We start from the raw sequence: 15,467 nt of genomic DNA, 5'->3' as shown, positions 1-15,467 counted from the left end.
CAACGATATTTTGTACATAACACCACCAGATCCTAGATACAAAAACATCTGCCTTCATCTAAGTTTTCCCCCTTAACAGCAATCGAAGTCAATGAATCTGGTTTAAGAAAGGAATAATAGTTAGCACTAGCTCGTGTTGCCATCGCTGTACGTTGTGGTACAGGATCGTCATGGACCATTTGCTCGTCAACACCAACACGATGCTCCAACCGAGCAAGCCTATCTGCTAACCTTGAGGCGCTGATTATTTTCTTTTCTAAATTATCTAAATTTTTTGTTTCCTTACTTATCAAGTCCTTATCACATAATTTCTGTACGTTTTCTTCATTTAGACCAAACCAGCTACTTACTAACTTATTTAGTCCAGGGCGTTCAACACACCAATAAACACTCAATGCGGCGATGCCTACTAAAGAACTAAAAATAATGACCGGCCAAAAAGCCGGAACCATTGAACTGACAAATAGGCCTGAGATAATCATTGCTACTGATTGCCCTGCAAAAAAACCACCGCCAAAAAAGAGTATTGCAGACGCTCCTGAAATGAGTGCTTTGGCCAGTTGCATGTTCTCATTATTCAGTGCTTGCTCAAATTGCTTGCTGGCCTCTGTAAGCGATGTAAAACATATTTGTAACATGGAAATTATTTGCTTTAGTTCTTGCAAATCACATTGAGGATCAGCAAAGTCATAATCATCGACCTTCTCTCTTATGAGTTTAATCATCTGCAATTGCAACACGTATGCATCTAATAATTTATAAGCCTCACCCAGCTTAACTCCCAGAGCATTCGATACTTTTACTAAATCAAATCCACAAAAAACAACTACGGAAAGGAATGAAAATATAAATCCAGCACCGAGAATCACCGATGTTGACACCTCAAAAATACTCAACATCGTGACGATACCATCAAACCCCTGACATGCAGCGACCAAGATTCCTGCCGCTGTAAGTAATCCAAATTGGATTTTGTCTGCCACCGACTCGCTTTCGTCTTCTTTAGGCAGTTTGATACCATCCCCACTCATAGAAACAAACAAATCGTGCAACAGCTCTGTACGCAAAGAGACAAAAATAAACTCTATTCTTTGCTGTTCCTCTTTTGTCCTATGAGAATGGTTTAATTGCTCTTGATTGAGCCAGTAGATCAACGTAGCAAGATCAATAGACGAAGCAATAGAGGGCAGCTCATCTTGATGAACACCGGAGGCTAACAAATATTTTCTTATCAATTTTTGAGAACGCGGGCTGATTACAATGTTCATTTTTTCTCATTATTGAAGCCTAGATACTTTATAACCCGGATTAGCGCAACAAAATCGGGCTATAAAGCTTACATGAAACCAGGATTTCACTGTGCTCATCCAGACTAGAATTTTTTTAACTTTATGGCCTTGCAACACCCAATAGTACAATAAAAATCATATATATGAACACAGTTTATCCAATTTATATTAAAAAACTCCTTGATTTATAAACACTTTCCAAGAACAAAATTGAAAAATACCTGTCTTTTTTGATTAACTTATAAGCATGAAGTATAATTAATGTACTGGCATTGACTGAGGGAGCAATCATGAAAAAACTGGTTATCGCAACATTAGTGTTTGTGCCGACACTCCTGTTAAGCGGTTGTTATGTCTCTTCTTATCCAGGAGGTTATTATTATTCTGGCTATTCTCCAACGTACTACTCAAGCTCTTACTATCCAAGTGGTTACTACTACTCTGGATGGCGGCCTCACCGTAATTGGGGCTACTGGGGTGCACATAGGTGGAACACCAGTTGGCATGGTGGTTGGAATCGTGGCTGGCACGGTGGTGGCTGGCATGGTGGCGGCTGGCATGGCGGTTGGCATGGAGGTCGTGGCCACTGGCGATAAAATTAAATTCTCTTAATTTCGTCATCCCGAGTGCAACGAGGGATGACGGAGTGATTTATGCACCCTAAATTTGCTAGAGAATATAGACTCACCTTCATTGCTTACTCATATATCACAAGGTAGCATCTCTTCATGAGGCGCTATTTTACTTATGACTGTATCATAAAACACCTAGATACAGAGTATTCTGTCCCTTGCGCCTCTTGATGCAGATCAGTCTTTTTTAGCGCAATATAACGACTTAATCGTGGGGATAATAACCACATAAACAACGCAATAATTAAAGTGACAATACCAATACATGCAAACACATGAGTATAAATCATTAATGATCCTACCCCTGGTTTAATATGTTCAGGAAGCGCTGTATAAGAAGCGACTGTAGCGCCAATAAATCCTGCTATTGCAGAAGTTAAAAACCACATTCCCATCACAAAACCAACGATTTGTGCCGGTACTAACTCCGCTACCATCGCAACACCAAGTGCGGAAACCAACAACTCACCAAGACTCTGAAACAGATAGCTTATAATTAACCACCAAGAAGAAACCAGACCCTGATCCGTATAAAAATAACGCGCAAAAAAGAGCATTAAAAAGCTCACGCCACACATAGTCATTCCTAAAGAAAATTTATACGGGATGGAAAACTGTATGCCTTTTCTATTGAGGAAATCATAAAAATATGCCAAAACAGGACTCATTAATACAATCCAAATAGGATTTAACGCCTGGAAGCTTTGTGCATCAATAGTGATGCCAAAGAAAACAGGAATGACGTTATGTACTGCAAATAAATTTAACGAGGTTGGCATTTGTTGGTATAAAGTAAAGAAAATGATTGCTTCCAACATCAAGGCTAAAGCGACCAGCATCCGCATCTGTACAATTTTACTTTCTTTACGTGTCATCAATAGGTAATAAGCAATTACCGCAATAGTAATAAACCAAAATAAATTCTTAGCAAGCATTACATGCTGCAATAAATGTGCAGAGCACTCAGTAAGAATGAATATGCCAATTACTATCATGAGCCATTGGGATACTGAAACGCGCCGCTTATCAGCATCTGTATTGATGTGTGCCACAAATTGGCGTTGCACTCCATAATTGGCCAATCCGATTAACAAACCGATTGCACTCATCATATAAGCATACGAATAACCATAGCGACTAGAAATAGCTGGGCCTGCAAATAACGCAATCATACTTCCCAAGTTGATTGCCATATAATACAAAGTAAAACCGCCATGCAAACGAGGATCATTTTCTTGATAACACTTAGCAAGCAAATTCGATGGATTTGCTTTAAATAAACCGTTCCCTACACAAATTAAACCCAGCGCAAAGAACACATGTTCTTTATCAGTAATTGCTAAAGAGAAGTAACCTGCCGCCAAAACAATAAGACCAAGAACTATGGTGCGCTTGGTGCCTAATACCCTATCTCCTAAATATCCACCTACAACCACCATGCCGTAAACTAGAGCTGAATAAGCACCAAATGTATAATAAGAAATCGTATCACTGTAACCCAAATAGCGAATAAAATATAAAGTCAAAATCCCTTGAACAGTATAAAACCCAAACCGCTCCCATAACTCCAACATGAAAATCATGTGAAATGCACGGGGTTGCTCGCGAAGTATATTCACCATGAGTTCTCTTCCTTTGAGGTGTAAGATTTTAAATTAAAGGAGTTTTTAATTTTTTGCAATGCACTTTAGACTAAAAAGAGCAAATGGATCCAAATACATCAATAAAGTTGATTTTTGTTGAAAAAACAGGTTCTGACTCATAAAATCGATGGTTTAACCACTAAACTCATACCGAGATTGCTGCTCACTTGCCTGTTGAGGAGCAAGAGTATCCTTAGGGGCTTGAAACACAGGACCAGTACTTCTTAATGAGTGGTCGATATCTTTAGGCGGCACTATTTTTAACATGTCGCGTGCATTTTCTTTGCTGCCAAAAAAATACTCAAGCATGGAATCAGTTGAAGGTTCTTGAGTATGCTCATAGGTCTCAGTATGATCTCCTGTGGCACTGTCGCCAGCTCCAAATTTGCTGCGAACCCACCCCACTAGCACTTTAATCAAAGGTATTGCCACTCGAACAACAAGAAATGCCAACGAAAGAACGGATATTGCTGTTAATATTCCTAAGCCTGCCAGCGGGAAATAGAGCGATACAATCAAACCAATCAGCGCTATTGCAGATAAACTAAAACCAACTCCTTTGTTTATTATTTGCGAAAAATTAGCATCCTTAAATTTCTTATTTAAATCCAATTCCTTTAACTTAAGCTCAAGTAGATATTTTTTTTGTGCCTCAAAATCTTCATTAAGCAAGGCAATCTGCTCACATAGCGAAATAAGCTCTGATGTTGTAGCACAATTACCTAAAGCGGTTTTCAATCCAGGCACTTTTTTCTGCAGCACCTCCATTTCAGCTTCAGCATGAGAAATCGCTTTCTTAATCGCTCTTTGTGCTTTACTCAATTGATAGTATTCAGAGATTGTTTTGCCTAATAAAAATAAACTCAGGGCCAAAGAGATTGAAGTTGCTGTAAAGGCAATTGCGATGGCTACGGCAGGTACCGCGATAGACGTGATGCTCAGAGCCAACGCTATCCCAGAAAAGAACCACTTCGCATTATTTTCCGGAGTCACAGGAGCTTTTGTACCTAAGAGATGACAAGTAAGATACACAAACGGAATAAGTAAGAAATCTACTGTAGCAATAAAAATTGAGCCAATACCTAAGCCCAACGTTAGGGACTCAGTAGGAGGAATATTCTGAAAGGTTCTAACTGAAGAACCAATCTGCATCACGGCCTTGCTTGAATCACCCGTAGTTTTGATGACTTGTGATACTAATATTACTTTTTTTGAAACCTTGTCGAGATCGAACGTAGAAATCGAAAGTTCAGCATCATAATCGATTGGATGCTGTATTTTCTCAAGAATTACAGTTGCTTCGTGCTTTTGATTAGCAATCTCAAATTCTGTCACTATGACCACTAATAGCTCATTTTGGCAAAAAGATATAATATACTATTTCTCTGAATTTGTGCTAATTTTTTTTACAATATAAACGAGAACTTGCTAATCCGATGTAAATTCAACTATATTTCACATAGATACTAAATAAATGCGATAAAAAAAAACATTATGTCTAAAAAAGCCCTTTATTTGGCAGGTGGTGGCGCTCGAGGCGCCTATCAAGCGGGTGTCCTGAAAGCAATTGGCCATATTTTGCAAGTTAAAACGTTACCTTTCGAAATGGTCAGTGGGGTAAGCGTAGGGAGCATCAATGCGGCAGTACTTGCAGAAAACGCCGATGACTTCCCAACGGCTCTTGATAAACTGGAAACAATTTGGAGTGAAATTCATTGCCACCAAGTCTATAGAGCCAGTAATTTAGCGTTAAGTAAATCTGTTGTACGTAATATGAGTACAATGATGATTAAACAACGACAGGCAGCTCATCTACTCGATACCACACCGCTGCGAGAAATGATTGCAGATGGACTTGACTTCGGCAAGATCGCGCAAAATATAAACGACGGATACCTCCATACTTTAGAAATCATTAGTAACTGCTATGAGACCCGTCAAACGGTTTCTTTTTATGAGCACAACAATCCTGAGTTCACTGACTGGAATTATCCACGACATGGCAGCAAGCGTGTTAGTTTCCAGGCAGAGCATATTTTAGCGTCCAGTGCCTTACCTCTGTTTTTTCCAACAGTTTTGCTCGATGGCTTTCATTATGGGGATGGTAGTGTGGGCCTAGCCGCCCCCCTTCGAGGTTCCGTGCGCTTCGAAGTGGATAAAATTCTGATTTTGGGGACTCGGGCGTTGCCTGCATTTGTTGAGCAAGAAAATTTGCGTAACCATGATGACATTCCTTTTTCACATATTTTTGGAAATATGTTAAACGCACTTTTCTTGGACAACCTTGAGCGCGATATTGAAATGGTTAATCGGATGAACGAAATTGCAATGCTTTTGTCGATGTGGAAAAAGCGCCGCTCTCCATGGCGTCCTATTACTACCTTGCATTTACGTCCCAGCAAAGATCTCGCTCCTTTAGCGCAAATACATTTTAAAGCCTTGCCATCATTGCTTAGGTACCTTCTCAATTTCCTTGGAGAAAAGAAACATTCTGGAGATTTGTTAAGTTTTGTGCTGTTTGAACGAGACTATACAAGAGAATTGCTAGAGCTAGGTTTTCAAGACACCATTAATAATGCTAAAGAAGTGATCGCCTTTTTTGAATAATTTTTCTTAACACCCTCTTTTGCTATGCGCTACGGAACAACAAAAAATAGCAGACATTTTCGAAAGAGGGCTATCCTTAATCACGTTTTAAGTAATTTTCTAACTGTTCAGCCGACATTGGTTTATTAAAATAAAAACCTTGGAATTTATGACAATTATGCGATTCTAAATATTCCAATTGACTGGAAGTCTCAACACCCTCAACGACTAAATCCAAATGCAAATTGCTCGCCATATCAATAATTGCTTGCAAAATCACTCCATCTGAACGGTTAAAATTAATATTTTTGATAAATGATTGGTCAATTTTTAATTGATCAATTGGCAGTTTATTCAAATAATTGAACCCAGAATTACCCATACCAAAATCATCCAGGACAATGCTTACACCAAGTTTTTTCAAGTCATTAATTGAATCAATAACATTTCCTGCATTGATAATGACATTTTCTGTGACTTCCACTTTCAGATATTTGGGGTTTAATTTACTGGTTTTTAATATATTTTTAATCATGCTTACAAAATTAGGTTGTATGAATTGCTTCGTTGCAATATTTACTGAAATAGGAAAGGGGGAAATTCCTTTATCTTGCCAAGCCTTATTTTGAGCACACGCAGTCCTAATCACCCATTCGCCTATCGGTACAATAAGACCTGTTTCCTCTGCAAGAGGTATAAACTCCATAGGTAATACAAGGCCCTTTTGAGGATGTCGCCAACGAATCAAAGCCTCTACGCCAATTAACGTCTGACTCTGGCTGTCGTATTGTGGCTGATATTCTAAAAAAAACTCATTTTCAATGAACCCACGACGAAGATCGGATTCTTTTTCCAATCGGCCAATGCATTTCTCTTGTAATTCAGCAGTATATAATTGAAATTGATTCCCACCTAAAGCCTTTGCCCGATACATCGCCAGATCAGCATTATGTAACAGTTCTTCAACAGTTGAACCATCCTGAGGATAAATGCTGATGCCAAGGCTTGCAGAAATGATAATGTCTTGCTGAGCAATATGTAGACTTTTATTGATCGTCTCTAAAATTTTTTGGGCAATATGAGCTACCTGTTCAATTTTATATACTTCTGCTGAAATGAAAATAAATTCATCACCACTTAAACGGGCAATGACGTCTTCTTCTCTAGTGACTTCAGAAAGACGCTCAGCGATTCGTTTCAGTAAGATATCACCTGACTCATGGTTAAAGCTGTCATTGATGAGTTTGAACCGATCAAGATCGATAAAAATCACTGCAAACATGGAATGATTTCTTTTAGAGCTAGCAATTTCACGCTTAATCCTATCCACCAGCAAAGTGCGATTGGGTAAATCAGTTAAGCTATCATGGGTTGACTGGTATTCAAGTACCGTGAGCGTTTTCTGTAAAGAGTCCGTGCGTTCTTCAACCGTTTTCTCCAAAATTTTCTCGCGATTTTTTGATTCTTGCATCAAGCGCCATTTTTTAGTTAAAGAACAGGCCACTTGGCGTACTGAAATACTATCGAAAGGTTTTTTGAGAATTAATAAATTATCACTGAGTCCCAATTCCGCTACTGTTTCCTCCCAGGTATAGTCAGAATAAGCGGTGCAAATCACAATCTGTGTTTCTTTGTCTAAAGCCCAAATGCGTTTAATGGTTTCAATACCATCTAATCCAGGCGGCATGCGAATATCAACAAAAGCTAAGGCATAAGGAGCTCCCTGCGCTATGGCCCGTTGAATATATTGAATTCCTTCTTCTCCTTGAGAAACACAGTCTATTTGAAAGGCAGGAAGATCGATTGCAGCTGATTTTGATTTTTCCGCATCGTTTGCCAAATCCTCTCCAAAAACCAGCTGATTGAGTTTGTTAATCCCTGTCGTTGATTCTTTCATTTTTAAGATTTTTTGAAAATCAAGATGAATGGCAGGATTATCATCAATAATTAAGATCTTAAAATCGTTTTGTTTATCCATTTACTATGCTCCTCTCATCTTTTCAGCACGCTTGCTTTGCGATTAGGTAAATAAACGGTGAAGGTAGCACCCTTTTCATGACCTTCGCTTTGCGCAAAAATTTCGCCGCCCAATTCATTAATAGCAAGAGCAGAGGCATGAAGCCCAAATCCATGGCCCGATTTTTTTGTTGTAAAACCAAAAATAAAAATTTTATTTAGATTGGCTTTGGCGATACCAATGCCATTTTCAGAAAACTTGATTTCAATTTTGTCTTTATTTACCAAACTGGTTTTAATTATTAGCGTTTTATTTGGGTTTGATGACTCAAGTAACGCATCCTTTGCATTGGAAATGAGATTGCCAAGCACTTGAAACAATTTAATTTTATCAACCTTAACGGAGTTTAGATCACCATATTCCTTTTTCACCTTAATTTCGGATTGTAGATGAATACTTGATAAGAGAAGCGTCTCGTCAATAAGATCGTTAATAGAAATAATCTGTTCAAAACTATCTACTTTAATCACATTTTGTTGAGTAGATATGATGTTTTTAATTAGCCCTACATTTTTAGATATTTCTTTTAACTCGCCTACCTCCAGTTCATGTTCTTTACTCCAGCACTGAGCCAATTCATTAATATATGCGACAACATGAACACCGCGCGGATCTTGGGTAAGAAACTGTGGTAGATCCTCTTTATGGGTGTTAAATAGCTCCGCTAATTTTTTTATATCTTTTAAAGGAGATGAGTTTTGGCTAGCGATCATGGTTTCAACGGAAATATTAACCGAATTGAGCACATTACCCACATTATGCAAAACTGAAGCTGAAATCTCCGCCATGCCTAATTCACGTGCTTGTTCAAATTGGTGTTGATTTCTAGCTTCTTTATAAGAAGAGGCCAAAAAAGCAATGCCTAGAATCACCATAGTGACTGCAGCAATGATAATTGCCAAGACGGTTTGATTAAGCCCTTGATAGCTGTCGATACTGATGGGCTGGCATAGAGGGGTAAATACTGAAGCGGCCATTCCAGTATAATGCATCCCACAAATCGCAAACCCCATCGTGATTGCCGATAGCGCTTTAATCCGATTTCTTAATTTTAAAATGACTGTATTGCTTTTGAGAGCAAACCAAATCGCAGCTAGCGAAGCGAGAATAGCAACAAGGAGCGACAACAAGAATAAGCTGGGCAAGTACGCAATATTTAAGGAAATAAGCATAGCTGCCATACCAGTATAGTGCATAGACGCAATCGCTAACCCCTAAAATGAAACCACCGGCAAGGAGATGGACAATGTTAATTATTGATTTTTTTAATAAAAATAGGGCAAAACAAGAGGCCAAAATGGCAACAAAGAGTGACAGGATAGTCCATAACAAATCATATTTTAAAACAAGGCCAGGAATTGTGAATGAGAGCATACCAATAAAATGCATAGACCAAATCCCCGAGCCCATCGCAATGGCCCCACCCAACAACCATAGCCTGACCTCTTTTTTTGTGTTACTGCGATCTCTTAAGCGGCCAGTTAAATCAAGCGCAACATAGGAGGCCATCATAGCCACGAAAAAAGAGAGAACAACCAATTTTGGATCATAGATACCTAGGAGCTGATTAGGTGGCAAGGCATTCACTTGAAAAAAGTCAGTATACATTTCCCTTGATACTCTTTATATTTTGTATAAGTGTAGCAGGATTTTATATTAAATAGATTGAATAAAGTGACTGAAAAATCGACCAAAATTACCAAAATAATCCTTTTCTATTTAATTATCGCCATCAGTCTTATTGTGTATTTTGCTTTTCATCATAGTGCAGTCAAACTAGAAAGTGGTGTTTATCTCAATCAACCCCAGACCGTCACGCATTTTGAGTTTATTGATAATCATGGGAATTTATTCACAGAAACAAAATTAAAAGGTCATTGGTCTTTATTATTTTTTGGTTTTACCTCCTGTGCCATGATTTGCCCGCTTACGATGCAAACGCTAAATCAAACATATGAACATCTGACCACAACCAAAAGGCCACAAGTGATTTTTATTTCGGTTGATCCTGAGCATGATTCTTTGCAGAGGCTCAATCAATTTATGCATCAGTTTAACCCACATTTTATAGCACTCAGAGGTGACATGTCGGCAATAAATACCTTGCAAAAACAGCTGCACGTTACAGTCTCAACCACACCTATGAGTCACGGAACAGAAATTGTGCTCATTAATCCAGAAGCAAAGATCCAAGCCTATTTTCATTATCCTATTAGCTCAAAAACATTGGCAGCAGATTTGCAGCGCTTGATGCATTAGCGACGCAGAACCCCGGTTACGGCTTCACCTTCACCCAGACTACAATGATTTTGTATATCTATGGCTACTTAGGTACGCAACAACGTCAGCACCTCTTCAGTTTCAGGCATAATTCCATTCCAAATAAAAAAAGCCTCGGCTGCTTGTTCAACCAACATTCCTAAACCATCTACTGCATCACAATCTGATTCTCTAGCATATTGCACAAAAGCGGTCGCGCCGTGCTGTTTGTAAGACAAATCATAACAAAATGGCTTTGCTGACATGCATTCGTCGGGTAAGGCAACGAACTCACCCACCAAACTCGCCGAAGTAGCATTAATCACTAAATCAAATTGCCCCTCAATTTCATCAAAACTCAAACATTGTGTTTGTGGAAACGCACGTTGAAACTCCTCTGCTTTAGCTGAGGTACGACTGGCTATAATCAGTTCCGCAGGATGGTTTTCCAATAAGGGAGAAACTATTCCACGTGCAGCCCCCCCTGCGCCTAATATCAATACCCGCTTGCCGTTTACTGAGAGATAACGACTCAAATCGCGAATCAAACCAATACCATCGGTGTTGTCTGCATGCAATTGGTTGGCTTGCATCCATAAAGTATTGGCCGCTCCAGCTTGTTGACAGCGAAAACTGCTCTGCTGTGCCATTGCAAAAGCTCGTTGTTTGAACGGCAAAGTGATATTGAGACCCTTGCCATCTTGAGCAAAAAAATCAGATACTAGCAGTTCAAAGGATGGATCATCTGCCTTAATTTTTTCATAAGTCAGTTGTATGTTCACTTGTTTGGCAAAAGCTTGATGGATTACCGGAGATAAACTATGCGCAATAGGATTACCAATAACTGCAAAACGTTGGGACACCTTACTCTCCTATTTGGGTTAATTTGTTGCTTTATTGCCAATACCGTTACAGCGAAAAGCCTATCAATTAATGTTTATCTTAAATTAAAACCAGAAAATCATATCAAAGCATTGATCAAAGAATTGAATCAATATCTAGCACAGCAAGGATTATTTGCTGCGTATCAGATTACACCTTATTTGCAGCAGCATCCGCTGCACATTACCTTATATCTGGCAGACTATAGCCCCCAAAAAATTCCTGCCATTCTTAGAACAACAAAGGAATTAGCCAAGCAACAGAAGCCTATTCTTTTTTCCACCGCAGAATTTATTCCTAGCCGCAGTGGTTATGTCATGTTGACGGTACGCCATGATAAAACAATACACGAATTAAGCAATAAAACATTAAATGTCTTAGCACACTTTCGTAACCCACACGCAAGTATTCCCGCCTGGGCTGCTCAGGATCCTGAACGACAAGCTCTTTTTCGTCAATACGGTAGCCCAAGTGTGCTAGACTACTTTAATCCACATTTCTCTATTTTTTCTGCAGAGTCTTTAAATACACAACAGAGTACTTTTTTATATCAGCAACTGCACAAGTTAATTCACCAATTTAGCCAATCCCATCAAACACAAATTGAAGAACATGTTGATGCAATAGGAGTAGGGATAGCCGACACACACGGACAAATTGTCAAGGAATTAGCAGTGTTTACTCTAGAGCCATAAGATAAAAAGCTAACTTTCCTTGAAAAAAATCATATTGCTACAAATAATTAAAGGAACTGAGTCTCTTTTATCTGTATCGTTCTGTGATGCAAAAAAACAAGAGGCATAATAAGTTACTCTGACCTGAATTAAGGAAAATTCAATGAGCGACTTTTCCGAAAATGAAAAAAATATTTTAAAAAACAGCCCTTTATTAAGCCATTTATCTGCTGAAAACTATGAGGAGTTCCTCGCCATCTCCTCAAGAGAGCTATTTAGGAAAGGTGATATTTTGCTTAAAGAAGGGGAAATAAATGATGATTTTTTTATTATTGTTTCTGGGACCGTTGGACTTTATAAGAAAGAAAATAAAAACGCGCCCCCTGAGTTCATAGAAACACTGAGCACAGGAGAAACCATTGATGAAATAAGAGTGATTCGAAATCGCACCTGCACCCTCACTGTAATCGCAATGGAAGAAGCAGTTGTTTTACAAACGTCCATAAGCAAATTACATGCATTAGAAAATCATCCCTATCATGATGCGATTATTGAGTCGGTAATCAAAATAATAAGTGAACGATTGTTACACAGCAATGAAACTATTTTAAATAAGATCCATGAAAAAAAGAGAAAAAACATACAAATTATCTCCGTCCTATTGGGAATGCTTATTCTGGTTGTTCTTTTATGTGAAGTGGGTTTAGGACTGTATCATACATTGAACCCCACAGATTTTTGTAACACGTTAAATGCTTTGCCTGCTGAAAACACTAAAGTGGCACTCTAGCAAAGCGAAGCGTAATCTCCGTCATCTTGAGTGCAAAAAGATCCCGGGTTTCGCTACGCTACACCCAGGCTACGAAGTTATTTTTTGCTAGCTAACCAGCAAGCTTTTAGAAACCACTTCCGCTAAATCACGCGATAACTCCAGTTTTGCCAGCTGTGCCAATTGCTCTCGCATTAGAGTTTGTCTGGATTGGTCATAACGTTTCCAGCGCGTAAATGGATTGGCTAAACGTGCGGCAATCTGGGGGTTAATTTTGTCTAGCGTCACTAACATTTCTGCTAAAAAGCGATAACCGCTACCATCTAAAGCATGAAAAATGCGCGGATTTCCCATACAAAATGCCCCGATCAATGCACGAACTTTATTAGGATTCTTAATACTAAACGCGGTATGTTTTAATAACATTTTTACATGTGTTAACGTCTCAGGTAACTCACTCATGGCTTGAATGGCAAACCATTTGTCTAAAACCAGTTCATCTTTAGACCATTGCTTATAAAAATCTTCAATCGCCTGCTCCCGCAATCCCTGATTGGTGCAATTGACCAATAAAGAAAAACTGGCAATTTGATCAGTCATAGTTTGTGCCGCCATGAATTGCTGCTGACACATATCTAATGTAGCAGCCTCTTTGGCTTTCATCATGAGCCATAAGCAAACATTGCGTAGTTTTCTACGGCCATAAGCAGGTCCATTCATGCGGTGATCTTCAATTTGCCATAATTGTTGATAGAGTGATTGGGCCGTTTCATACAAATACCATCCCAATTGCTGATGGAAGAAATCACGAACTTGCTCTACCGCACTCACATCCACACTATCTAATCGCGTCGCAATATCCTCAAACCCAGGAGGAGTGAGTAGTTCTGCTCGTAAATCAGCATCCAGTGAATCATCAAGCAATACATGCTGAAAAGCAGAAATTAAAGCTGCGGGAATTTGCCATTTATTGGAAGGTTGCTGTAAACATTCTTTAATACAATTTAGGATCAGATTTTGCGCTGCATCCCATTTGGCAAAACCATCCACTTCATATCGTAATAAAAAGAGTAACTCTTCCTGGCTCAAATCATGTTTTAATTTAATTGGTGCAGAAAATTCACGTAATAATGAAATGACAGGTTTTTCACTCAAGTCAGTAAAAGTAAAACTTTGCTCTTTTTCTTTTAACTCTAAAATATCTTTCTCGACTGATATCTGATGACCATGAGCATCAAATAGCGCAACTCGGATTGGAATATGGAATGGTTTTTTATCATGACACTCGGGAGTTGGCGGGCAGGATTGTTGCATCTTGATGGTAAGCTGTCCCTGTGCGTATTCACTGGTAACGCGTACTTCTGGAGTTCCTGCTTGGCTGTACCACCGTTTAAACTGAGTGAGCTCAACATGATTGGCATCTTCCATCGCCGCAACAAAATCATCAATAGTGACTGCCTGACCATCGTGACGTTTAAAATATAAATCCATGCCCCGTCGAAAACCGTCTCTTCCCAACAGGGTATGCTGCATACGAATGACTTCCGCACCTTTATTATAAATAGTTGCAGTATAAAAATTATTTATTTCTTGATATGACTCTGGCCGAACCGGATGGGCCATTGCGCCAGCATCTTCAGGAAATTGTGTGCTTCGTAATGCCCTAACATCCATAATTCGGTTTACATCTCGGGAATTCATATCTCGAGAAAATTCCTGATCACGAAAAACGGTTAAACCTTCTTTCAAACTTAACTGAAACCAATCGCGGCAAGTAACCCGATTACCGGTCCAATTGTGGAAATATTCATGCGCAACAACCCCTTCAACATCGGCGAAATCTTGGTCAGTTGCGGTATCGGGGCGAGCAAGAATGTACTTGGAGTTAAAAATATTTAGTCCTTTGTTCTCCATAGCACCCATATTAAAGTCGCTGACTGCGACAATCATAAAAATATCCAGGTCGTATTCACGACCATAAACTTCCTCATCCCAGCGCATGGATTTTTTCAACGATTCCATTGCATGAGCACACTTATCTTCATTTCCTGGCTCGACATAAATACGCAAATCAATTGTGCGTCCAGAACTGGTCACAAATTTATCGCGCACACACGCTAAATCGCCTGCAACTAAAGCAAATAAATAGGATGGTTTTTTAAATGGATCCTGCCAAACGACCCAATGACGCCCATCGGTAGTTGTACCCGACTCGAGCAAATTGCCATTGGATAGTAAAATTGGATATTGTTTTTTATCTGCTGAGATACGCGTTGTATACGTAGTAAGTACATCCGGACGGTCAAAAAAATAAGTGATGCGTCGAAAGCCTTCCGCCTCGCACTGCGTACAAAACAGATGATTCGAACGATAAAGTCCAGATAATTGGGTGTTATTTTGTGGGTAGATGCGCGTTACTATCTTTAAGGTAAACGCGTCTGGGCAATTTTCAATAATGAGCGCGTCAGCTTGCAAAACATAGGAAGATGGTTCCAATTTTTGACCATTCAGATGCACACTAACCAATTCCAGCTCCTCACCGTATAAATGTAAAGGGCCTTCATGTTGACGAATTAATTGAAGTTCACTACTGACTAAAGCATGATCATCATACAGATCAAAATTCAAATTTATAGTTTCAACTGCAAAAAAGGGGGGCTGGTAGTTTTTTAAATAAACGGTCGTGTCAGGCATGATCATTACATCCTTTGCAAAA

The 15,467-nt window shown here is 39.1% G+C and carries 12 protein-coding genes and 2 pseudogenes; 5 read left to right on the top strand and 9 right to left on the bottom strand.

Going from position 1 to position 15,467, the window contains the following annotated elements; translation table 11 throughout:
* Positions 1–32 precede the first annotated feature (32 nt).
* Complete coding sequence (locus Lste_RS14440) at positions 33–1,268, bottom strand: hypothetical protein (RefSeq protein ID WP_058511613.1); 1,236 nt, start codon at positions 1,266–1,268, stop codon at positions 33–35.
* A 311-nt stretch (positions 1,269–1,579) separates the two neighbouring features.
* Between Lste_RS14440 and Lste_RS14435 the strand changes: the two genes are divergently transcribed.
* On the top strand, positions 1,580–1,885 hold the full coding sequence (locus tag Lste_RS14435; RefSeq protein ID WP_083503975.1) for a hypothetical protein: 306 nt from the start codon (positions 1,580–1,582) through the stop codon (positions 1,883–1,885).
* 149 nt (positions 1,886–2,034) lie between these two features.
* Here Lste_RS14435 and Lste_RS14430 read toward each other — a convergent pair whose 3' ends face one another.
* Together Lste_RS14430 and Lste_RS14425 are read right to left on the bottom strand one after the other, a co-directional pair.
* Positions 2,035–3,543 (bottom strand): oligopeptide:H+ symporter, encoded by a 1,509-nt coding sequence (locus tag Lste_RS14430; protein WP_058511611.1) that lies wholly within the window; start codon positions 3,541–3,543, stop codon positions 2,035–2,037.
* A gap of 153 nt (positions 3,544–3,696) precedes the next feature.
* On the bottom strand, positions 3,697–4,908 hold the full coding sequence (locus Lste_RS14425; protein ID WP_068310952.1) for a hypothetical protein: 1,212 nt from the start codon (positions 4,906–4,908) through the stop codon (positions 3,697–3,699).
* A 150-nt stretch (positions 4,909–5,058) separates the two neighbouring features.
* Here Lste_RS14425 and Lste_RS14420 point away from each other — a divergent pair, with 150 nt between their 5' ends.
* On the top strand, positions 5,059–6,171 hold the full coding sequence (locus Lste_RS14420) for a patatin-like phospholipase family protein (protein ID WP_058511610.1): 1,113 nt from the start codon (positions 5,059–5,061) through the stop codon (positions 6,169–6,171).
* A 76-nt stretch (positions 6,172–6,247) separates the two neighbouring features.
* On the opposite strand, the gene Lste_RS14415 is transcribed toward Lste_RS14420, so the two are convergent.
* The 4 genes and pseudogenes from Lste_RS14415 to Lste_RS19845 form a co-directional block, all read right to left on the bottom strand.
* Positions 6,248–8,128 carry a two-component system response regulator gene (locus Lste_RS14415; protein ID WP_068310949.1) on the bottom strand — a complete coding sequence of 627 codons (1,881 nt, stop codon included), beginning with the start codon at positions 8,126–8,128 and terminating at the stop codon, positions 6,248–6,250.
* Positions 8,129–8,142: 14 nt separating this feature from the next.
* A complete protein-coding gene (locus Lste_RS14410; protein ID WP_058511609.1) occupies positions 8,143–9,180 on the bottom strand; it encodes a sensor histidine kinase in 1,038 nt (345 codons plus the stop codon).
* Between the two features lie 102 nt (positions 9,181–9,282).
* A pseudogene (locus tag Lste_RS19850) lies at positions 9,283–9,339 on the bottom strand (hypothetical protein); the annotation flags it as partial.
* 100 nt (positions 9,340–9,439) lie between these two features.
* Positions 9,440–9,775 (bottom strand): annotated as a pseudogene (locus Lste_RS19845) (MHYT domain-containing protein); the annotation flags it as partial.
* 66 nt (positions 9,776–9,841) lie between these two features.
* On the opposite strand from Lste_RS19845, the gene Lste_RS14400 reads away from it, so the two are divergent.
* A complete protein-coding gene (locus Lste_RS14400) occupies positions 9,842–10,426 on the top strand; it encodes an SCO family protein (protein ID WP_058511607.1) in 585 nt (194 codons plus the stop codon).
* Positions 10,427–10,494: 68 nt separating this feature from the next.
* Here Lste_RS14400 and aroE read toward each other — a convergent pair whose 3' ends face one another.
* On the bottom strand, positions 10,495–11,289 hold the full coding sequence (gene aroE / locus Lste_RS14395; RefSeq protein ID WP_058511606.1) for a shikimate dehydrogenase: 795 nt from the start codon (positions 11,287–11,289) through the stop codon (positions 10,495–10,497).
* Here aroE and Lste_RS14390 point away from each other — a divergent pair.
* The gene (locus tag Lste_RS14390) at positions 11,248–12,003 is read left to right on the top strand and encodes a 2'-5' RNA ligase family protein (RefSeq protein ID WP_157070755.1); all 756 of its coding nucleotides are present in this window, start codon (positions 11,248–11,250) and stop codon (positions 12,001–12,003) included. The two genes, aroE and Lste_RS14390, sit on opposite strands and share 42 nt — an antisense overlap.
* A 142-nt stretch (positions 12,004–12,145) precedes the next feature.
* Positions 12,146–12,772 carry a cyclic nucleotide-binding domain-containing protein gene (locus Lste_RS14385; protein WP_058511605.1) on the top strand — a complete coding sequence of 209 codons (627 nt, stop codon included), beginning with the start codon at positions 12,146–12,148 and terminating at the stop codon, positions 12,770–12,772.
* Between the two features lie 87 nt (positions 12,773–12,859).
* On the opposite strand, the gene pepN is transcribed toward Lste_RS14385, so the two are convergent.
* Complete coding sequence (gene pepN, locus Lste_RS14380) at positions 12,860–15,445, bottom strand: aminopeptidase N (RefSeq protein ID WP_058511604.1); 2,586 nt, start codon at positions 15,443–15,445, stop codon at positions 12,860–12,862.
* Positions 15,446–15,467 lie beyond the last annotated feature (22 nt).

This window comes from Legionella steelei (assembly GCF_001468005.1).
In the GTDB taxonomy this organism is placed as follows: Bacteria; Pseudomonadota; Gammaproteobacteria; order Legionellales; family Legionellaceae; genus Legionella; species Legionella steelei.
Note: the sequence above shows the minus strand (reverse complement) of the source record. Positions and strands in the feature narration are given on the sequence as shown.